The sequence below is a fragment of the Mycobacterium sp. 852014-52144_SCH5372336 genome (assembly GCF_001665615.1).
GTDB classification, from domain to species: domain Bacteria; phylum Actinomycetota; class Actinomycetes; order Mycobacteriales; family Mycobacteriaceae; genus Mycobacterium; species Mycobacterium neumannii_A.
Window position 1 is genome coordinate 36,480 of record NZ_LZSW01000062.1, and the last position, 20,368, is coordinate 56,847.

A 20,368-nucleotide genomic window follows, 5' to 3' on the forward strand; every position below is an offset into this window, starting at 1 on the left:
ATGCAGCTAAGACGTGTGCTTAATCGTCGGCTTAGAACGGGAAGGACGCGTCGGCAACGTCACCGGCAGTGGTGGCGTATGCGTGTGCCGACCTGAGCGGAAAGCCGTTGATGCGGTGCACCCGCCGCCAGGCAGGTCCGGGAGACGATCTCTCGGGAGGCGGCGCCGAAGACGCCGTAGAGCACCTCGTCGCTGGGAACGGCGAGCGTGATCAGCAGTTCGACTGGAGCGCCCTCGCCCGTTGCGACGGCCGCCGCGGCATCGAGGCGCGTCACGAGGTCCTCGACGGATTGCTCAGTGATCTCGGGCAGGTACCACTCCGCCAGGTAGCACGCGGACTCTCCGCTCCCCATCATGCGTCGAACAGTAGCGATTCGTCACGCCGAGCGAATCCGGGTTTTCCCTACGTTCTGTCCCTACGCGGCAGCGCCGGGCTTCAGGTACGTGACCAGGCTGACGTCGATGCCCTCGTCGATGAAGTACCACTGGCAGCCCTTGAGATAGCGCATGTACCGGTCGTAGTTCTCCTCGCCGGCGGCCGCGATCGCGGTGTCCTTGTTGCGCTCGAGGCGGTCGGCCCAGATGCCCAGCGTCTTGATGTAGTGGTTACGCAACGACAGCGGCTCGGGCACCTGGAAGCCCGCCTTTTCGCCGTGCTCCACCATCATCTGCGTCGTCGGCAGGCGGCCGCCGGGAAAGATCTCGGTGATCATGAACTTGATGAAGCGGGCCATCTCGAAGGTCAGCTTCTTACCGCGTGCGGCCAGGTCGTACGGGTGATAGCCGACGCTGCTCTGGATGGTCATCCGGCCGTCGTCGGGCAGGATGTCGAAACACGTCTTGAAGAAGTCGTCGTAGCGCTCGAAGCCGAAGTGCTCGAACGCCTCGATGGAGACGATGCGGTCGACGGGAGAGTGGAACTGCTCCCAGCCCTCGAGACGGACGTCGTAGGTGCGCTCGGTGTCCAGCTTGCTCAGCAGCTGGTTGCAGTAGGCCTGCTGGTTCTTCGACAGGGTCAGCCCGATCACGTTGACGTCGTACTTCTCCATCGCACGCTGCAACGTCAGGCCCCACCCGCAGCCCACCTCGAGCAGGGTCATCCCCGGCTTGAGGTCGAGCTTGTCGAGGTGCTGGTCGACGTTGGCGATCTGCGCCTCCGACAGCGTGACGTTCGGGCCGGTGAAGTATGCGCAGCTGTATTTGCGCGTCGGGTCCTGGAACACGCCGAAGAAGTCGTCCGACAGGTCGTAATGCGCCTGGATGTCCTCGAAATGAGGCCGCATATCCTTCGTGCCGGTTGAGTTGTCAGACATATTTCCCCTGCTTGGCCTTTCCCAATGACGTGACGCGGACCTGCACGTCGTCACGTGATGATCTGGTCGACACCCTATCGTCGGCCGTTGCCGAACCCTAATTCGGCGTGCCGCCACTTCGGCGGCAATTTGTGGGAGGCGGTGGCTATTTCTGGAGCGTGAACTGGTTGACGTCGATGTATCCGACGCGGAAGCCGTGTGCACAGCCGGTCAGGTAGTGGATGTAACGGTCGTAGACCTCTTGGGACTGGATGGCGATCGCCTCGTCCCTGTGCGTCTCCAGCGCCGCTGACCAGCAGTCGAGCGTGCGCGCGTAGTGCGGCTGCAGGCTCTGTCGCCGGGTCAACTCGAATCCCGCCTTCTCGGCGTGCTCGGCGACCAGCTCGATCGTCGGCAGGTATCCGCCCGGGAAGATCTCGGTGAGGATGAACTTCACGAACCGGGCCACCGAGAACGTCAGCGGCATACCTTGCTCTGCCATCTGCGGAAGCGTGAGCGCGGTGATGGTGTGCAGCAGCATCGCCCCGTCGTCGGGCAGCACGCGGTGGGCCATGGTGAAGAAGTCGTTCCAGCGGTCCCTGCCGAAGTGCTCGAACGCGCCGATCGACACGATTCGGTCCACGGGCTCGTCGAACTGTTCCCAGCCCTGAAGCAACACCCGCTTGGACCTGGGGCTGTCGGATCCGGCGAAGACCTTCTCGACGTGGGCGTGCTGGTTCTCGCTCAAGGTGAGGCCGACGACGTTGACGTCGTACTTCTCGACGGCCCTCATCATCGTCGAACCCCAACCGCAGCCGACGTCGAGCAGCGTCATCCCCGGTTCGAGGCGCAATTTGCCCAACGCGAGATCGACCTTGGCGCGCTGAGCCTCCTCGAGCGTCATGTCGTCGCGCTCGAAGTAGGCGCAGCTGTAGGTCTGGGATGGATCCAGCCAGAGCCGGAAGAACTCGTCGGAGAGGTCGTAGTGCGCCTGCACGTCGGCGAAGTGCGGCGTCAAGTTGCGTGTTGCAGCCACTGGTGTGCCTTTCTGGGCGGAATCAGAGCTCGCGTCGCCTGTGACAGTTCAAGCCCGGAAGCACTCGGGACGAATGTACGCGCAGCCCTGCCTGCTGGCCACCCGAGGAACGCTTGCGCCGACGTCAAATATTCGCGGCGAAAACGGTTTTGAGCTCGCCGATGATGTCGTCCCACAGCGGCTCGGGCAGTTCGTGACCCATACCGTCGAACAGCACCAGCCGGGCGTTTGCGATGGCTTTGGCGATCGCGCGTCCTCCTGACGGGCGCATCAGCTTGTCGGCCTTGCCGTGCAGCACCACCGTGGGAGCCGTGATCTCGCGGTCGTAGCGCAACAGGCTGCCGCTGCCCAGGATCGCCGAGAACTGCCGGCCGATCCCGGCGGGGTGATAGCAGCGGTTGTAGTCCGCGATCGCGTCGGCGCGCAGCCGCTCCTCGGAGGCGGGGAAGCCCGGGCTGCCGATGATCTTGGTGACCCTGACGGCGTTCTCGATGATCGCCTCGCGGGTGTTGGCCTTGGGCCGCTGCAAGATCGCGATCAGCTGCCGCGGACCCGGTGGCGGCAGCAGCGTTTGGTTGTTGCTCGAGAAGATGATCGCCAACGACCGGGTGCGCGGTTTGTGCCGGGCGGCGAACACCTGGGCGATCATCCCGCCCATCGACGCGCCGACGATGTGGGCGCGCTCGATCTCGAGATGGTCCAGCAGGGCGGCCGCGTCATCGGCCATGTCTTCGAGTGTGTATGCGGCCGGGCTTTTCATCCCGAGCAGCGAGCGCAGCATCCGCGGCACCAGCGGGGTGTCGGTGCGCAGCCCCCGGAGTTTCGTGGAGAGGCCGACATCTCGATTGTCGAACCGGATGACCCGCAGGCCCTGGTTGATGAGCCGCTCACAGAAATCCTTGCGCCACATCAGAAGCTGCGCGCCGAGTCCCATGATGAGCAGGACCGCCGGGTCGTTCGGATCGCCCATGTCCTCGTAGTAGATGTCGAGATCGCCGGACTTGGCGAATCCGGTTCGGACCTGCATTCAGCCGCGGACCTCGCTGTCGAGTTCCGTGTCGTGCTCCCTGCTGACCTCGACCATGAAGTTGGCGAAGTAGCCGGTCAGCTGGGGATCCGACATCATCTGCCACTTCGGTGCGAGCAGCTTCATGTAGCGCTCGACGTAGAGGAACTGCTTGCCGATCAGCACCAGTTCGCGCGGCAGCTTGACGTCATATGCCTCGGCGAGGGTCGACAGTTGCTTGCCGATCTCGGCGTAGCTCATGTCGGCCAACGTCGACATGGTCAACGGTGTCGCGAACTTCTCGAGGTCCTTGGCCGCCTCGGCCTCCGGCTTCATGGTGCCGACTGCGCCCATCAACACGACGATCTTGCCCGCTGCGGCGTGGTCCTTCTTCACCAGCAGCGCGTACACGAGTTCGCGCAGCAGCCAGCGGGTGCGCGGGTCGACCCGGCCCATGATCCCGAAGTCGAAGAACACGATCTTGCCGTCGTCGTCGACGTAGAGGTTGCCCGCATGCAGGTCGCCGTGGAACAGCCCGTGGCGCAGGCCGCCTTCGAAGACGCTGAACAGCAGCGCCTTGACCAGTTCGGTGCCGTCGAAGCCCTTCTGCCGGATGGTCTTCACATCGTCGATACGGGTGCCCTGGATGCGCTCCATCGTCAGCACGCGCTCACTGGTGAGATCCCAATAGACCTGTGGCACACGGATGTTGCGGCCCAGTGGGGAGGCGTGCATATGCGCGACCCACGCGTCCATCGACTGCGCCTCCAGCCGGAAGTCGAGTTCCTCGGCCAGGTTGTCGGCGAAGTCTGCGACGACGTCTTGAGCGCTCAGGCGCTGACCCAGTTTGGCGAACTCGACCAGCCGAGCGCCGCGCTTGAGGATCTGCAGATCCGCGGCGACCCGCCTGCGGATGCCGGGGCGCTGGATCTTGACGACGACCTCTTCACCGCTGTGCAGCGTCGCGTAGTGCACCTGGGCGATCGACGCGGACGCGAACGGCTTCTCGTCGAAGCTCTTGAACAGGTTCGCGGGTTCGTCGCCGAGGTCCTCGACGAACAGCTTGTGCACCTCTTCGGGGTCCGCGGGCGGAACCCGGTCGAGCAGGCTGCGGAACTCCTTGGACAGCGGCTCGCCGAACGCGCCGGGACTCGACGCGATGATCTGGCCGAACTTGACGTAGGTGGGCCCCAGGTCGGCGAACGCCTGCGGGACCTGCTTGATGATCTTCTGTTGCAGCGAACCGCGGCCGGCGATCTTCGAAACGACCCGCGCGCCGGTACGGGTGATCTGCCAACCCGTGGCACCGACGCGGGCCGCCTCGATCGGCAGGGGGACCCTGTCGAGCTTGGCTACGTCGCGGTGCTGCGTCTTTCGCGTGGCACTCATAACGGCCAGTGTCTCAAAATCCGCGGTGGCCCGTAAAAACCTGTGCACCGGCTCACAGTCGGCCTTCTACGGGCCCCTGTTGCGGGGTCCCTGTTGCGCCGAAATTGCATTCCAGCAGGCCGCTACTCGCACTTTTCCTGCTGAAATGCCATTTCGCGGCTGATTCATGCCTCGGCGAAACTGCGCTCGACCTCGTCGCGCGTGCGGATCTCGTCGTCGCCCAGCCGGTATGTCGGCAGCGTGTGCGGCACATCGGTGCCCGAGGCCACCCTGGCCTGCGCCTGGCGGAACTCCGGTATCGGGCCCTGCGCGATATGCAGCCCGTTGATCACCGACCAAACGGTCGCCCGGCGCGCGGTGCGCTCGAGGATGTGCGGATCCTTGTGCTGGATCAACTGCTTGGCCCAGCGCGGCATCGTGTCGCGGATGGCCCAGTTGATCGCGCTCTGCGCCAGCGGCAAGCCCGGCCCCGTGGCGAGCGCCGTGCCGTGCGTGACGGCCAACCGCGGTAAATAGGACTCGAGACAGTCGGCGACCTCGGCCTTCGTCTCGGGCAGGTTGGTACCGCCCAACGCATGGCCGACCCGCACGAACTCGCGGTAGTAACGGTCGATCTTCTTGCCGCGCAACGGGTTCGGATGGTAAAGCTCATGCGCGGTGGCCAGGCCCCACACCACGGTGGCGTAGTTCCAGCGCAACCAGTCCGGGTCGTCGGCGTCGTAGCGGGCGCCGTCGGGGCGGGTGCCCTTGATGGTGTGGTGCATCGAACGGACGGCCTTCGCCAGACGTTCGGCGGTCTCGGTCGACCCGTAGGCGGTGCCGATGAAGAATGCGATCGAGTGGCCGAGACGTACCACCGCGCCCTTGGGGTCGATCTCGGGAACGGCGACCCCCGTTTTCGGGTCGCGCTTGACCAGCCGTGAGTGGTGCATGCCCATCCAGTAGATCGAGGGATCCAGCCGCTCCATGAACGCCGCGCACTGCAGGCCGAAGATCAGCGCCTGCATGTGCGAGTGCACGTGCCAGACCGCGCTGCCGGGGCCGAACCAGCCCGGATCGCCCACCGGCGCGGCGAACTCCATACCGCGGAAGTAATTGCGCCGGATGTCCTTGTCGAAGCGCTGGTTGAGCGCTTCTCCGATGAACTGGTGCGGCAGCAGAATCACGTCGGCTCCTCGGTTCCAAAACTCTGGTCACGGCTGTAGCCAGAATACATTTTGGTCACGTATGTGACCAGAGTGGACGTGATGCCGCCTACGCTGGGGTCGTGTCCAGTCCGACCCGATGGGCGGGCGTGCCGCTGACGGACCGCCGCGCCGAGCGCCGAGCGCAGCTGATCGACGCCGCCTTCCGGCTGTTCGGCGATGGCGGCGAGGCTGCCGTGTCGGTGCGGTCGGTGTGCCGCGAATGTGGGCTGAACACACGGTATTTCTACGAGAGCTTCGCCGATACCGACGACCTGCTCGGCGCTGTCTACGACCAGGTGAGCGCCCAACTGGCCGAAGCGATCGAAGGGGCCATGTCGCAGGCAGGCGAATCGCTGCGGGCCAGGACCCGGGCCGGGATCGCCGCGGTACTCGGCTTCAGCTCCCAGGACCCGCGCCGCGGCCGGGTGCTGTTCACCGATGCGCGGTCGAATCCGGTGCTGGCGGCCCGGCGTGCGGCGACACAGGACTTGTTGCGCGAAGGCGTGCTCACCGAGGGCTGGCGGTTACAGCCCGATACCGACTCGGTCGCCGCCCAGGTCGGCGCGGCGATGTACACCGGTGCGATGGCCGAGCTGGCGCAACAGTGGCTGGCGGGCAGGCTGGGGACCGATCTGGACGCGGTCGTCGAGCACGCCGTCAGTCAGGTGCTGCGGTAGGTCCGGCGAAGTTCTCCCTCAGCGCTCCCACGACGGGACCCCACACCGGTTCGGGTAGGTCGTGCCCCATTCCATCGACGACGACGTAACGCGCGCCGTCGACGGCCCGTGCGACGGTGCGGCCGTTGCGCGGTCGCACCAGCGGGTCCTTCGTGCCGTGGATGACGACGGTCGGTGCGGTGATGCGACGGGTGTAGCGCAGCAGGCTGCCGGTGCCGAGGATTGCATCGAACTGACGCAGCATGCCCTGCGGGTAGTCGCTGCGCTCGCGCAGCTCCCGCACCCGGCGGTGTAGCTGCTCGGCGGGCGGTAAGAAGTTGGGCCCGTTGATGATTGATACGTTGCGGACCTCGTGGGCCAGGCGCTGCTCGAGTGGTGCGTCGCGGGCGGGCGCGCCGAACGCCAGCCGGATCACCCGCAGAGCGGGTAGCGACGAGAACGGCGTCCCCGCGCTCGTCATCACCAGTCCCAGCGATGCCACCCGCTCGGGATGGCGGCCCGCCAGCACCTGCGCGATCATCCCGCCCATGGACGCCCCGACGACGTGCGCGCAGTCGATGCCGAGATGGTCGAGCAGCCCGCGCGCGTCGTCGGCCAGGTCGACCAGCGTGTACGGCACCGGACTGGCGCGGCCCAGCAGATACCGCAGCACCCGCGGATACACCGACCCGTCGGCGCGTTGTCCGTCCAGCTTCGTCGACAAGCCGGTGTCGCGGTGGTCGAAGCGAATCACCCGGTAGCCCTGGTCGATCAACCGCGCGCAGAACCCGTCCGGCCACATCGGCAACTGCGCCCCGACACCCATGATCAGCAGCACCGGCGGATCCGCGGGGTCGCCGAGATCCTCGTAGAAGATGCCGACGTCCCCGCATACCGCGGTGCCGCTACGAACCTGCATGCTCAGCTTTCTACACCTACCCGGCGACCGGTTCCTTGCCCCACGGCGTCAGCCACGGCGTCGGTTCCCAGTCTTCAAGGCCGGCGAGCAGCTCGTAAAGCGTTGCACCGTCGATGGTTTCGCGGATGATGTCGGCCTGACCGGCGTGCCTGGCCAGCTCCTCGATCATGTGCAAGATCACCCAGCGCACCGACCATGCCGACACGTCCTTGGGAAACCAGGGCACATGCGGCGGGATCGGCACCGCTGCGTTCAGGTCGGCGGTCTCGATCAACCGGAGTGTCTCGGCGTTCTGCTCGTCGAACCTGGTCAGGATGCCGGCGAGGGTTTCGTCCTCGCCCATGATGAACTCGCTCTGGTAGTCGGCCTGCTGGTCCTCCATCGGCCGTCGGTCGCTCTCGGTCAGCTCGGGAGCGGCCGCGACCCGCTGCATCCAGCCGCGTTGGCAGTTGGTGACGTGTTTGATCAAGCCGCCGATCGACAGCGCGCTGACCGACGGTGTCGACCGCGCTTGTTCGTCGGTCAAGCCGAACGCCACGGCGCGGAAGGCGTACTGCTGGGCGGCCACGTACTCGCGCAGACCCTGACGCTCGTCGGCGACAGGTGGGGGCATAGCGGGCATCTTCAGTTTCCCTTCGGGTTGGTGTGGGCGTACAGGTCTCGGAGGCAAGCGATTTCGGCGCCGTGGTGGATGAACTCGCGATTGATGTGTAGGACGAGCGCAATGAGCGGATGGTCGGCGTAGGGGCCCTCTGCGGGCCCGCACGGTCGGTTCAGCTCCTCGTCGGACAACCCGCGCACCCCGCCGATCCAGGTTTGGTACTGCTCGTCGAGCTGTCGCAGCGCCGTCGCGGCGTCGGTGGCGTACCGCCAGGACTGGTAGTCGGCGTACGGGGCGCCGAAGTGGCTGTGATTGCGCATCGCGAACACGCCGACGATGACGTGCGCGAGGCGCCAGGCGATCGTCGTGAACGGTGCCGGGGCCGGTTCGGGATAGTCGAAGTCGATCGATCCGTCCGGGTGGACGGTCCAGCAGTCCGGAACCGGTTGCCAGAAGTACTCGTCGTCGGTGAGCCCCTGGAACCGGGGGCGCAGGAAGTTGGTCCAGTGGAAGTCGGTCTGCTCGGCCAACTCGTCGGTGATCCTCGCTGTCGTACTCATGTCGATAGCGTGGCAGAACTATAGGACAGTTCCGGTCCTAAATCTCCAGCGATTCGTGTGCTACCGGCGCGGGGCACGGAATTTGCAAGCCGTTGCGATCAGCGGACAGAAACAGTCCTCAATCTGTGACACTCTTCGGCTGTGTCGGAGACGACGAGCCGGATACTGCAGCTGCTGGGCCTGCTGCAGTCGCGGCGGGTGTGGACTGGTGAGGGCCTCGCTGAGCGGTTGGGGGTCACCACTCGCAGTGTGCGTCGCGACATCGAACGGTTACGCGACCTCGGGTACCCCGTCCACGCCAGCAAGGGCCACGGCGGCGGCTATCAACTCGGCGCCGGTGCGGCGTTGCCGCCGTTGCTGCTCGACCCCGACGAGGCCGTCGCGATGGCCGTATGCCTTCGCCTGGCCGCGGGTGGAACGGTGGCGGGCGTCGGCGAATCGGCGCTGCGGGCACTGAGCAAGCTCGATCAGGTGATGCCGTCCAAGCTGCGGTCGCAGGTGGCCGCGGTGCACGAATCGACCGTCACGCTGATGGCCCCGACCTCCGATACACCGGTCGAACCCGACGTTCTGATGACCCTCGCGCGGGCCTGCCGCGACCACGAGCACGTGGCCGCCGGCTACGTCGACATCCGCGGCAACGCGACCCAGCGCCGGCTCGAGCCCTATCAGCTGGTCACCACCGGCCGGCGCTGGTACCTGCTGGCCTTCGACCGCGACAAGCAGGACTGGCGCAGTCTGCGCCTGGACCGGATGAACGACGTGCGCGCCCAAGGCGGCACCTTCGTGCCCCGCGAGGCGCCCGACGCGGCGACGTACGTGCGGCGGTCGATCAGCAGCTCACCGTACCGTTACGTCGCGCGCGTCCACTTCGACGCCCCGGAAGATGTTGTCGCCCAGCATTTCTCACCGTCATCGGCGACGATCGAACCCGACGGTCCGCACGCATGCGTCGTCACGGCCGGTGCCGACGACCCCGAACGTATGGTGCTCTACTTCGCGACGGTCGGATGCGATTTCCGGGTGCTCTCACCGCCGGAGGTGATACAGGCCGTGGAGGTGGTCTCGAAGCGGCTGCGACGAAGCGTCAGCCGGTGAGCTCGAGGCGGTCGGCCAGCATCAGGAATGCTGACGCGAACGGGTTGTCGGCGGTCTCGGCGCGAAGTTGCTCCCAGTCCAGTTGTTCGCGGACCGCACGCACCGCCGGAAGCAGTGCGGCGAAGTCGCAATGGTGTTCGTTGAGGGAGTTCAGCTTCTCGCGCATGACCTCGGTGGGCGCCAGCACGCGCATCCGGATCGCGAGCACGTCGTACTCCTCGGCCGCCAGGATCGTTTCCTTGTCGACCGGAACGCCGTTGAGCCGGTGCAGCACGTCGATGACGAAGTCGTCCTCGACGCACGCCTTGAACAACCAGTCCTCAGGAGTGCGCTCGACCCGGAAACCCGCCTCCTCCAGCGTCGCCGCGGCCTTCTCGGTGTCGGGCTCGGCGACCACGAAATCCACGTCGTGCACGGGTTCTGGACCACCGAACACCCACAGCGCGTAGCTGCCGCCGAGAGCGAAATCGGGACCCTGGGCGCGCAACGCCGACGCCGCGCGTTTGAGCGCGTCGCGCAGATCATCGTTTCTCTGGGGCACTACTCTCCTGGGGCCGACTGATGGGCTAGCAGCCATTGTGGGTAGCTAGTACCCATGCAGATGCGGATGGCCACCTTCAACATCTTGCACGGGCGCAGTGTGCACGACGGGCTCGTTCACCGAGACCGCCTCGTGGAGGCCGTCCGGGAACTCGACGCCGACATTCTGGCCCTGCAGGAGGTCGACCTCGACCAGCCGCGCTCGGGGATGGCCGACCTGACCGCGGTCGCCGCCGAAGCGATGGGTGCGGTGAGCCACCGGTTCGTGGCGGCGATCTCCGGCACACCCGGTGCCACGTGGATGGCGGCCACCGGCGACGAACAACCGGGGACCGCCGCCTACGGCATCGCGCTGCTGTCGCGGTTTCCCGCCGAGTCGTGGCAGGTGCTGCGGCTGCCGCGGATTCCGGTGCCGTTTCCGATGTATCTGCCGGGACCGAACCGGGTGAAGGTCGTCAACGAGGAGCCGCGCGCGGCGGTCGTCGGCCAGTTGAACACTCCGCTGGGGCCGCTGACCGTCGCCAACACCCATCTGTCGTTCGTGCCGGGGTGGAATCGGATGCAGCTGCGCCATCTTCTGCGTGACATGCGCGGCTTCCCGTCGCCGCGAGTGCTGATGGGCGATCTGAACATGGTGCCGCAAACGATTCATCGCTGGACCCGCCTGCGACCGCTCGCCTCGGCGGTCACGTTCCCGGCCGATGAGCCCGACCGTCAACTCGACCACATCGTCACCGACGACAGTGGCCTGCGGGTGCAGCGGTGCTGCGCGCCTTCGCTTCCGATCTCGGACCACCGCGCTCTCGTCGTCGACATCACCCGCGCCTGATTTCTCAGCTGCACCGACCGTCGACCGAAACCGCCGTAGGGTTTGGTTGTGCGGGTCACTTCGGCGGAGTCGACGGATCTGTTCGTCGGGCCCGCGGACGCGCCGTCGCAGATCGTGCGGGTGATCTACACCGATGGGGCCGGCGAGGTGCGCGTCGACGGCGACGGGCTGGCGGGCCACGCGCGAGCGGCGGTCGGCGACGGCACCGTCGAGGTGGCGGTCACCGTCACCGACCCGGTCCCCGGTGAGCAGCGGCCGGCGCGGGTCGTCACGGGCGACGGCATCACGCCGTTCGTCTTCACCGTCGCCGAACCCGGCTGGACGATGTACATGATCAGCCACTTTCATTACGACCCGGTGTGGTGGAACACGCAGGCCGCCTACACCAGTGTGTGGAGCGAGGACCCGCCGGGCCGGTGCCGCCAGACCAACGGCTTCGATCTGGTCAGCGCTCATCTCGAAATGGCCCGCAGGGAACCGGAATACAAGTTCGTGCTGGCCGAGGTCGACTACCTCAAACCGTTCTGGGACACCCACCCCGAGGATCGCGACGATCTGCGCCGTTTCATCGCCGAGGGCCGCGTCGAGATCATGGGCGGAACGTACAACGAGCCGAACACCAACCTCACCAGTCCCGAGACAACCATCCGGAACTTCGTGCACGGCATCGGGTTTCAGCGCGACGTACTCGGAGCCGACCCGGCGACGGCCTGGCAACTCGACGCGTTCGGCCACGACCCGCAGTTTCCGGGGATGGCCGCCGATGCGGGGCTGACGTCGAGTTCATGGGCCCGCGGCCCGCACCATCAGTGGGGCCCGATGGCCGGCGGCGGCGACCCACAGCGCATGCAGTTCAGCAGTGAATTCGACTGGCTCTCCCCGTCCGGTCGCGGGTTGCTGACGCATTACATGCCTGCTCACTACGCGGCCGGTTGGTGGATGGATTCGGCGCCGACGCTGGCGGACGCCGAAGCCGAGACCTACCAACTGTTCACGTCGTTGAAGAAGGTGGCGCTGACTCGCAACGTGCTCCTGCCCGTCGGCACCGACTACACGCCACCGAACAAGTGGGTCACCGATATTCATCGAGATTGGAACGCCCGCTACACCTGGCCGCGGTTCATCTGCGCGATACCCAGCCAGTTCTTCGCCGCGGTCCGCGCCGAACTGGCCGAGCGCGGTGTCGAGGCGTCACCGCAGACCCGGGACATGAACCCGATCTACACCGGCAAAGACGTCTCCTACATCGACACCAAGCAGGCTAACCGGGCTGCCGAAGACGTCGTGCTCGACGCCGAGAAGTTCGCGGTGTTCGCCGGGCTTCTCGGCGGTGCCACGTACCCTCAGGCGGCCTTGGCCAAGGCGTGGGTGCAATTGGCATACGGCGCGCACCACGATGCGATCACCGGCTCGGAATCCGACCAGGTGTACCTCGACCTGCTGACGAGCTGGCGAGACGCATGGGAGCTGGGAAGGGCCGCCCGTGACCATGCGCTGGCTGTGCTGTCGGGGGCGGTCGACGAACCGGTCGTCGTATGGAATCCCCTCGCGCACAGGCGCACCGACGTCGTCACCGCTCACATCCCGAAGGCGGTCGAAGCTGTGCGTGTCGTCGATTCTGCGGGTGAGGAGATGCCCGCTCACGTCGAACACGGCGGGCGGACGGTCAGCTGGCTCGCCCGCGATGTGCCGTCACTGGGGTGGCAGTCCTACCGGCTCCTGGACGGCGATGGCGCGGCAGCGGCGTGGGAACCGGTGAGCGGAAACGAGATCGGCAACGACCATTACCGGTTGCGGGTCGATCCGTCACGAGGCGGCGCGGTCGAGTCGTTGGTCGAATGTGGTTCGGGCCGGTCGGTGATCGCTGACGGTGAGGTCGGCAACGAGTTGGCGGTGTACGACGAGTACCCGGCGCATCCCGAGGCGGGTGAGGGGCCGTGGCACCTCCTGCCCACGGGCCCGGTGGTGTGCTCGTCGTCATCGCCTGCGACGGTGCATGCCTATCGCGGAGCGCTCGGGGAGCGGCTGGTGATCGAGGGCGCCGTCGCCGATGTGCTGCGCTACACGCAGGTTCTCACGCTGTGGCACGGTGTGGCGCGCGTCGACTGCCGGACCACGATCAACGAATTCACCGGCGCCGACCGGCTGTTGCGGCTGCGCTGGTCGTGCCCGGTGCCCGGTGCGATGCCGGTCAGCGAGGTCGGTGACGCGGTGATCGGACGCGGGTTCGCGCTGCTGCACGAACATGACCGCGAAATGTCGGTCGACGCCGCGACGCATCCGTGGACGCTGGACAACCCGGCATACGGCTGGTTCGGGCTGTCGTCGACGGTGCGGGTCCGGGTCGGCGAGGGGTGTTGGGCGGTCTCGGTTGCCGAGGTGATCACGCCGACCGAAAACGATTCCGCGACGGCGCGACCGCTGATGGTTGCGCTTGCGCGCGGCGGTGTCACCGCGACGTGCAGCGGCTCAGACAGGCCGCGCTACGGTGATCTCGCCGTCGACTCGAACCTTCCGGATGTGCGGATCGCACTCGGCGGTCCCTGCGAAAACCCGTTCACTGCAACCGTTCTCGAAGCCGTTGATTCGGTGTACCGCGAGGAGGTGAAGCGACAGCTCGATGCGACCGGTGCGGCCAGGGTCTGGGTGCCTGCGGCCGTCCGGCTGGCGGAGGCGTGGGTGCCGAGCGCGGACCTGCGCGATGTGCGGGCACTACCGGTGCTGGTTCTCGCGGGCCCGGCTCTGGACGATGTGGTGGCGGGTGTGGTCGACGACTTGGCCGACTTCGAGATCGTCGTCGAGCAATCGGCGCCTGCCGATATGGAAGCGTTCGAGGACCGTACGGTGGCGGTGCTGAACCGCGGTGTGCCCGGGTTTGCCGTCGAATCGGATGGCACACTGAATCTTTCCCTGATGCGGTCGTGTACCGGTTGGCCCTCGGGCACGTGGATCGATCCGCCGCGCCGCACGGCGCCGGACGGGTCAAACTTCCAGTTACAGCACTGGACGCACACGTTCGACTACGCGCTGGTCTCGGGGGACGGCGACTGGCGCCGGGCAGGCGTCTTCGCTCGCAGCGCCGAGTTCTCGAACCCGCTTCTCGCGGTGACGGAGAAGTGGGGGGCGGTGGGTGGCCTGCCCCCGTCGGGTTCGTTGTTGGAGATTCAGCCGGCGGGCTCGGTGCGGCTCGGTGCGCTGAAGGCCGCAGGCAACCCGCTGGCAAGCGGTAGCGCGCGGCCGGTCCACCCATCTGACGGAGTCGCGATGCGGCTGGTCGAAACCACTGGCGGCACAAACGAAGTCACGGTCACCTCGGGGCTGCGTCGGGTGTCCGCCGCGGTCCGGGTGGATCTGCTCGAGCAACCCCGCGTGCAGGAGGTGACGCCGGACGGGCTGTCGTTGCACGGTTTCGAGGTCGCCACCGTGCTGGCCCGGTTCAATCTGCCGCAGGTTCTGCATGCCGACCATGCCGTCCTCGCGCCGGAGGCGGAGCAGGCCCAACCGCTCTATGCCAGGTACTGGCTGCACAACCGCGGTCCGGCAGCGCTTGGCGGGCTGCCGGCCGTCGCGCACCTGCACCCGCAGCACATCATGGCGTCGGATTCTTCAGTGCAGCTTCGTCTCACCGTGGCCAGCGATTGCTACGACGAGGTTCTGCACGGTCGGGTGCGGCTGCTGTGTCCAGAGGGCTGGAACGCAGAACCCGGCGTGCTGCCGTTCATGCTGCCTCCGGGCGAATACATCGACACCACCGTGCAGGTGACCCCGCCGAATGTGGTGTCACCCGGGCTGTATCCGATACGCGCCGAACTCGCGTTGACGGGTGCGCATGTCTCGATTCCGCCGTCGTGGCGTCAGGTGGTCGAGGACGTATGCGTCGTCGCGGTCGACGCGCCGCCGGATGACACCCTGCTGCGGCTCGTCGCCGGGCCGGGGCCGGTCGAGGTGGTGGCCGGTGAGACGGCCCGTATCGGGGTCAGGGTCGGTACCGATGCATGCGCGGACGTGGCGGTCGAAGCACACCTGATCAGCCCGTGGGGCACGTGGGAATGGTTGGGACCGGCGGCATCCGGTGTCGAGCTGACCGCTCGGGGCACGACCGAGATCAGCTTCGACGTCGCACCGCCGGAATGGGTCGAACCGGGCGAATGGTGGGCACTGATCCGATTGGCCGCCGCCGGACAGCTCGTCTATTCACCCGCGGTGAAGGTGACGGTGCGGTGAGCGAATCGGCATGGGCGGGCGTCGCGGCGACGGTGGACGGCGTGCCGGTGTCTCTCGACGAGGTGGACGCGCGCGAAGCCTCGCTACGGGCTTCGCGAATCGCCTCCTCGCTGCCGCGTCCCGGCACCAGCGAAGGTCGGCAGCTGCGGCGTTGGCTGACCCAGCTCTTGGTAGCCGAGCGCGTCGTGGCGACCGAGGGCGCGGCGCGCGGATTGAACGTCGTTGACGCGCCGCCCGAGGGCGAGGTGCTGCCGGACATGACCGTGCGGTTGGAGATCGGCAGCGTGGCGGCTTCGGTGCTGGCCGACCCGCTGGCCCGCGCGTTGTTCGCCGAGATGACGGCGAGCATCGACATCTCCGATGACCAGGTGGCGTCGTACCAGGAGCGAAACCCGTTGCGCTTCAGCAATACAGCGGAGGCGGCCGCGCATCTGCGTGCCGCCGCGCGTCGCCGGGCATTCCGGCTGTGGCTGGACGCCCGGTGTGCGGCGGCCGTCGAACTCGCCCCCGGCTACGAGCATCCCGGCGATCCCCGTCAACCCGACAACACCCACCGGCACTGATGGCCGATCTCGCTCTCGCCCTCGATATCGGCGGCACAAAGATCGCCGTCGGTCTCGTCGACGGTGCGGGCACGCTGGTGCACAGGGTCGAATCACCGACGCCGGACGATGATGCGGAAACGATCTGGGCCGCGGTGGATTCGTTGATCACCGAAGCGTTGGCCACCGCCGGTGGACGGATCCGCGGTGTCGGGATCGCCTCGGCGGGACCGATCGACTTGTCGGCGGGCACCGTCAGCCCGATCAATATCGGCTCGTGGCAACGGTTTCCGATCGTCTCGCGGGTGGCTTCAGCGGTCGACACGCCGGTGCGACTCGCCGGCGATGGTTTGTGCATGGCGATGGGGGAGCACTGGCGTGGTGCGGGTCGCGGCGCCGACTTCCTGCTCGGCATGGTGGTTTCGACCGGTGTCGGCGGCGGACTGGTGCTCGACGGCGCTCCCTACGACGGCCGGACCGGAAACGCGGGCCACGTCGGCCACATCGTCGTCGATCCGGACGGCGCGCCGTGCACGTGTGGCGGGCGCGGCTGCGTCGAGACCATCGCCGGAGGCCCTCGCATGGCGCAGTGGGCACGGGAGCAGGGGTGGGATGCGCCCGCCGATGCCGACGCCAAGGAACTGGCCGACGCCGCAAACGCAGGAGACCCCCTGGCGCTGAGCGCGTTTCGCCGTGGCGCAATCGCGGTGGGCGCGATGATCGCGTCGGTCGGCGCGGTCTGCGACCTGGACCGGGTCGCGATCGGCGGTGGCGTGGCCAAGGCCGGTGCGCTGCTGTTCGACCCCGTCCGGGAAGCACTCGCCTCCTACGCCGGGCTGGACTTCATCCGCGGCATCGAGGTGGTGCCCGCCGAACTCGGCAGCGACGCAGGCCTGGTCGGGGCGGCGGCCTTGCTGCGGCAGCAGACGGGAGATGGCTGACTAAGCCGGTTGCGTGCGCTTTCGTGTCTGCCGGGAGTGCCTGCGGTCCATGTGGTTTCGGCCCCAGTCGCACAGGCTCTGCAGCACCGGGGCAAGCGTCATGCCATATTCCGAGATCGAGTAGTGCACGCACGGCGGCACGGTGCGGGCATCGTGGCGGTCGATGATGCCGTCGGCGACCAACTCGTGCAGATGGCGGATGAGCATGCGCTCGGTGATGTCGGGGATGCTGCGCCGCAATTCCGCGGTGCGCATCGGACCGTCCTGAAGTCGCCACAGGATGGTGCCCTTCCACCGCCCGTCGATGACCGTCAGCGCGGTGTCGATCGGGCATTCGTTGACGCCCTTCTTGGAGACCGCCATGACTCCTCCTGAGCTGACAAATTTGGCAGTACCTTGTTTTGTGGCAGCGTAACGGGCACGGTCGAGGGATGGAAGCAATCATTGGAGTGCTGGCCCTGCTGATCGTCGGACCGTTGGTCGGCGTCGAGCTCGCGGTCGCGGTGTTCCTGAACCCCGTCCTGGGGCGGCTGCCCGACGGGGCCTTCGCGCAGGCCCGTAGCGACAGCGGGCGGGTGCTGGGCAAGGTGATGCCGTTCTGGTACGCAGCGGCGCTGGTGGTGTTGATCGTGGCGGCCGTGCTGTTGCGGGTGGACTGGCTGTTCATCACCGCGGCGCTGACCATGGCCTTGGCGGTGGCGGCGACCGTGGCGCTGATGGTGCCGATCAACAACCGCATCGGGCGCTGGTCTGGCGGCGCCGACGCCGACCGCGGGCTGGCGCGCCAGTGGGACCGGCTGCACTGGCGGCGGGTGGGCCTCCTTGTGGTGGTGTTCGGGCTGGCGGTCGCTGCGGTCGCCGGGGTTTAGGCGGTTTGTGCACGCTGGCGACCGGGTGAACGTGCGCAAGCGGCTGAAAAATCGCGGCGTGTCGTGGGCAAACGCGCACGCTCGCGGAGATGGGGGAGGTGCGTTTTGGCTGATGAGGGGGCGGTCGGCTATTCTTAACGGCGTTCCACCGAAGACCGTCGGTCACCGATGAGCGCTCGCGCGAAGAGCACATAGCTCGAGCAATCGGTTGAAGGTCCCGGATCACCCGGGCGGCCCACGCAGGAGGACGAGGCTACAGCTTTGTGCGCCCCGACCTGTCTGCGTCGGGGCGTTCGTCGTTTTTCGGCCCCGCAACCCTCACTCGGCCCACGGTTCCCATCCACGAGGAGGCATGCATGGCCAAGGCTGACAAGGCCACCGCGGTTGCCGACATCGCCGAGCAGTTCAAGGAGGCTTCGGCGACGCTCGTCACCGAGTACCGCGGGCTGACGGTGGCCAACCTCAAGGACCTGCGCCGTTCGCTCGGTGATTCCGCCACCTACACAGTCGCCAAGAACACGCTGGTCAAGCGTGCCGCGGCGGAGGCGGGCATCGAGGGGCTCGACGAGTTGTTCGTCGGTCCCACCGCGATCGCGTTCGTCAAGGGCGAGGCCGTCGACGCCGCCAAGGCGATCAAGAAGTTCGCCAAGGACAATAAGGCCCTCGTCATCAAGGGCGGCTATATGGACGGCCGCCCGCTGAGCGTGTCCGAGGTCGAGCGCATCGCCGATCTTGAGTCGCGCGAGGTGCTGCTGGCCAAGCTGGCCGGCGCGATGAAGGCGAATCTGTCCAAGGCCGCCGGCCTGTTCAACGCTCCGGCGTCGCAGGTCGCCCGGCTGGCCGCCGCTCTGCAAGAGAAGAAGGCCGGCGAAGAAGCCGCTTAACCCACCCCAACCCGCGATTTGTGGAGCCGCCCCTGGCGCTGACGCCCCAGGACTCCACAAATCGCAACCAGAAGTAAGAATCAGAAAGGACCACTCATGGCCAAGCTGTCCACCGACGAGCTGCTCGACGCGTTCAAGGAACTGACGCTGCTGGAGCTCTCCGAGTTCGTCAAGAAGTTCGAGGAGACCTTCGAGGTCACCGCCGCTGCCCCGGTCGCCGTCGCGGCTGCCGGCCCCGCCGCCGGTGGCGCCCCCGCTGAGGCCGCCGAGGAGCAGTCTGAGTTCGACGTCATCCTCGAGGGTGCCGGCGACAAGAAGATCGGCGTCATCAAGGTCGTCCGCGAGATCGTCTCCGGCCTGGGTCTCAAGGAGGCCAAGGACCTCGTCGACGGCGCTCCCAAGCCGCTGCTCGAGAAGGTCGACAAGGCCGCCGCCGACGACGCCAAGGCCAAGCTCGAGGCCGCGGGCGCGACGGTCACCGTCAAGTAACACCGCGCCGGCTCGCCGGCACTACCACAACTGTGGGGTCGATCCAGCAAACGGGTCGGCCCCACAGTCGTTTTTTCGGTGGGTCACAATCGACACCAGACTCGTGTTGTGGCCGGAAGCGGTAGGCTACAGTGACTCAAGCCACAAGCGGTGAAGCCTGTGGCGTGACGATGATTGGCGGAAGGATCTCGCGTGGGCATTGGCATCCAGATTGAGGGACTGACCAAGTCCTTCGGCCCCCAGCGAATCTGGGAGGACGTCACATTCGACTTGCCGCCCGGTGAGGTGAGCGTTCTGCTCGGCCCCTCCGGTACGGGCAAGTCCGTGTTCTTGAAGTCGCTGATCGGGTTGCTCCGCCCGGAGCGCGGCAGCATCATCGTCGACGGCACCGACGTGATCCAGTGCACCGCCAAGGAGCTCTACGAGATCCGCACCCTGTTCGGCGTGATGTTCCAGGACGGCGCGCTGTTCGGCTCGATGAGCCTCTACGACAACACCGCTTTCCCCTTGCGTGAGCACACCAAGAAGAAGGAAAGCGAAATCCGCCAGATCGTCATGGAGAAGCTCGAGCTGGTCGGTCTGGCCGGCGACGAGAACAAGTTCCCCGGCGAGATCTCCGGTGGTATGCGCAAGCGTGCCGGGCTGGCCCGCTCCCTGGTGCTCGATCCGCAGATCATCCTCTGCGACGAGCCGGACTCGGGTCTGGACCCTGTTCGTACCGCCTACCTTTCCCAGCTGCTGATCGACATCAACGCGCAGATCGACTGCACGATCCTCATCGTGACGCACAACATCAACATCGCCCGCACCGTGCCCGACAACATGGGCATGCTGTTCCGCAAGCACCTGGTGATGTTCGGCCCGCGCGAGGTGCTGCTGACCAGCGACGAGCCCGTCGTGCGGCAGTTCCTCAACGGTCGCCGTATCGGCCCGATCGGTATGTCCGAGGAGAAGGACGAGTCGACGATGGCCGAAGAGCAGGCCATGATCGACGCCGGTCACCACGACGGCGGTGTCGAGGAGATCGAGGGTGTGCCGCCGCAGATCCAGGCGACGCCCGGTATGCCGGAGCGCCAAGCCGTCTACCGCAGGCAGGCCCGGGTGCGCGAGATCATGCACACCCTGCCGCCCAAGGCGCAGGAAGCCATCCGTGCCGACCTCGAAGGCTCGAACACCCAGTCGGGCAGCGCCTTCCCGGATGCCACGACGGCCCGGCACAACACCGTCGACGAAGAAGCCCCGACGGGCGCCATCCCGCGCGCACAGCAGTAGGCCCCTGATGTGACGTCGATGAGCGCTCGCGCTG

At 66.9% G+C, this 20,368-nt stretch carries 21 protein-coding genes; 10 read left to right on the forward strand and 11 right to left on the reverse strand.

What is annotated here, in order from left to right; translation table 11 throughout:
- Positions 1–59: 59 nt before the first annotated feature.
- The 6 genes from A5759_RS22410 to A5759_RS22435 all read right to left on the reverse strand — a co-directional run bounded on the left by A5759_RS22410 (position 60) and on the right by A5759_RS22435 (position 5,886).
- The gene (locus tag A5759_RS22410) at positions 60–353 is read right to left on the reverse strand and encodes a hypothetical protein (protein WP_068201402.1); all 294 of its coding nucleotides are present in this window, start codon (positions 351–353) and stop codon (positions 60–62) included.
- Between the two features lie 63 nt (positions 354–416).
- Positions 417–1,313 (reverse strand): cyclopropane mycolic acid synthase family methyltransferase, encoded by an 897-nt coding sequence (locus A5759_RS22415; RefSeq protein ID WP_064400173.1) that lies wholly within the window; start codon positions 1,311–1,313, stop codon positions 417–419.
- A gap of 145 nt (positions 1,314–1,458) precedes the next feature.
- Positions 1,459–2,328: a cyclopropane mycolic acid synthase family methyltransferase gene (locus tag A5759_RS22420; RefSeq protein WP_068201356.1), complete on the reverse strand. Its 870-nt coding sequence runs from the start codon at positions 2,326–2,328 to the stop codon at positions 1,459–1,461.
- Positions 2,329–2,452: 124 nt separating this feature from the next.
- Complete coding sequence (locus tag A5759_RS22425) at positions 2,453–3,355, reverse strand: alpha/beta fold hydrolase (RefSeq protein WP_068201359.1); 903 nt, start codon at positions 3,353–3,355, stop codon at positions 2,453–2,455.
- The gene (locus A5759_RS22430) at positions 3,356–4,723 is read right to left on the reverse strand and encodes an AarF/ABC1/UbiB kinase family protein (RefSeq protein ID WP_068201360.1); all 1,368 of its coding nucleotides are present in this window, start codon (positions 4,721–4,723) and stop codon (positions 3,356–3,358) included.
- Between the two features lie 164 nt (positions 4,724–4,887).
- Positions 4,888–5,886 carry an oxygenase MpaB family protein gene (locus A5759_RS22435; RefSeq protein WP_068201403.1) on the reverse strand — a complete coding sequence of 333 codons (999 nt, stop codon included), beginning with the start codon at positions 5,884–5,886 and terminating at the stop codon, positions 4,888–4,890.
- 104 nt (positions 5,887–5,990) lie between these two features.
- Between A5759_RS22435 and A5759_RS22440 the strand changes: the two genes are divergently transcribed.
- Positions 5,991–6,587 (forward strand): TetR/AcrR family transcriptional regulator, encoded by a 597-nt coding sequence (locus A5759_RS22440; protein WP_064400169.1) that lies wholly within the window; start codon positions 5,991–5,993, stop codon positions 6,585–6,587.
- Here the strand turns inward: A5759_RS22440 and A5759_RS22445 are convergent.
- Genes A5759_RS22445 through A5759_RS22455 form a run of 3 tightly spaced genes read right to left on the reverse strand, consistent with a single transcriptional unit; the run spans position 6,568 to position 8,646 of the window.
- Entirely contained in the window at positions 6,568–7,485 is a 918-nt protein-coding gene (locus A5759_RS22445; RefSeq protein ID WP_068201363.1) for an alpha/beta fold hydrolase, read from the reverse strand. The genes A5759_RS22440 and A5759_RS22445 overlap by 20 nt on opposite strands.
- A 16-nt stretch (positions 7,486–7,501) precedes the next feature.
- Positions 7,502–8,107, reverse strand: coding sequence for a DinB family protein (locus A5759_RS22450; RefSeq protein ID WP_068201364.1), 606 nt, complete (start codon positions 8,105–8,107; stop codon positions 7,502–7,504).
- Positions 8,108–8,109: 2 nt separating this feature from the next.
- Positions 8,110–8,646 carry a DinB family protein gene (locus tag A5759_RS22455; protein WP_068201366.1) on the reverse strand — a complete coding sequence of 179 codons (537 nt, stop codon included), beginning with the start codon at positions 8,644–8,646 and terminating at the stop codon, positions 8,110–8,112.
- Positions 8,647–8,787: 141 nt separating this feature from the next.
- On the opposite strand from A5759_RS22455, the gene A5759_RS22460 reads away from it, so the two are divergent.
- Positions 8,788–9,744 (forward strand): YafY family protein, encoded by a 957-nt coding sequence (locus A5759_RS22460; RefSeq protein WP_068201368.1) that lies wholly within the window; start codon positions 8,788–8,790, stop codon positions 9,742–9,744.
- Here A5759_RS22460 and A5759_RS22465 read toward each other — a convergent pair.
- Positions 9,734–10,285: a nucleotidyltransferase gene (locus A5759_RS22465; RefSeq protein WP_094293340.1), complete on the reverse strand. Its 552-nt coding sequence runs from the start codon at positions 10,283–10,285 to the stop codon at positions 9,734–9,736. The two genes, A5759_RS22460 and A5759_RS22465, sit on opposite strands and share 11 nt — an antisense overlap.
- Before the next feature lie 60 nt (positions 10,286–10,345).
- Between A5759_RS22465 and A5759_RS22470 the strand changes: the two genes are divergently transcribed.
- Genes A5759_RS22470 through A5759_RS22485 form a run of 4 tightly spaced genes read left to right on the forward strand, consistent with a single transcriptional unit; the run spans position 10,346 to position 16,820 of the window.
- Positions 10,346–11,113, forward strand: coding sequence for an endonuclease/exonuclease/phosphatase family protein (locus tag A5759_RS22470; protein WP_068201404.1), 768 nt, complete (start codon positions 10,346–10,348; stop codon positions 11,111–11,113).
- 48 nt (positions 11,114–11,161) lie between these two features.
- Positions 11,162–15,337 (forward strand): NEW3 domain-containing protein, encoded by a 4,176-nt coding sequence (locus A5759_RS22475; RefSeq protein WP_068201372.1) that lies wholly within the window; start codon positions 11,162–11,164, stop codon positions 15,335–15,337.
- A complete protein-coding gene (locus A5759_RS22480) occupies positions 15,262–15,900 on the forward strand; it encodes a malonyl CoA-ACP transacylase (protein ID WP_369816257.1) in 639 nt (212 codons plus the stop codon). Before A5759_RS22475 ends, A5759_RS22480 begins: the two co-directional genes overlap by 76 nt.
- Positions 15,900–16,820 (forward strand): ROK family protein, encoded by a 921-nt coding sequence (locus A5759_RS22485; RefSeq protein ID WP_068201375.1) that lies wholly within the window; start codon positions 15,900–15,902, stop codon positions 16,818–16,820. The genes A5759_RS22480 and A5759_RS22485 overlap by 1 nt, the downstream gene beginning before the upstream one ends.
- Here the strand turns inward: A5759_RS22485 and A5759_RS22490 are convergent, their stop codons facing one another.
- A complete protein-coding gene (locus A5759_RS22490) occupies positions 16,821–17,183 on the reverse strand; it encodes a helix-turn-helix domain-containing protein (protein ID WP_068201377.1) in 363 nt (120 codons plus the stop codon).
- A 68-nt stretch (positions 17,184–17,251) separates the two neighbouring features.
- On the opposite strand from A5759_RS22490, the gene A5759_RS22495 reads away from it, so the two are divergent.
- The 4 genes from A5759_RS22495 to A5759_RS22510 all read left to right on the forward strand — a co-directional run bounded on the left by A5759_RS22495 (position 17,252) and on the right by A5759_RS22510 (position 20,334).
- Positions 17,252–17,689 carry a DUF1772 domain-containing protein gene (locus tag A5759_RS22495; protein ID WP_068201379.1) on the forward strand — a complete coding sequence of 146 codons (438 nt, stop codon included), beginning with the start codon at positions 17,252–17,254 and terminating at the stop codon, positions 17,687–17,689.
- Between the two features lie 356 nt (positions 17,690–18,045).
- On the forward strand, positions 18,046–18,573 hold the full coding sequence (gene rplJ / locus A5759_RS22500) for a 50S ribosomal protein L10 (RefSeq protein WP_068201382.1): 528 nt from the start codon (positions 18,046–18,048) through the stop codon (positions 18,571–18,573).
- 96 nt (positions 18,574–18,669) lie between these two features.
- Positions 18,670–19,062: a 50S ribosomal protein L7/L12 gene (gene rplL, locus A5759_RS22505; protein WP_064345556.1), complete on the forward strand. Its 393-nt coding sequence runs from the start codon at positions 18,670–18,672 to the stop codon at positions 19,060–19,062.
- Between the two features lie 192 nt (positions 19,063–19,254).
- Positions 19,255–20,334, forward strand: a complete 1,080-nt coding sequence (locus A5759_RS22510; protein ID WP_068201383.1) for an ABC transporter ATP-binding protein — start codon at positions 19,255–19,257, stop codon at positions 20,332–20,334.
- Positions 20,335–20,368 lie beyond the last annotated feature (34 nt).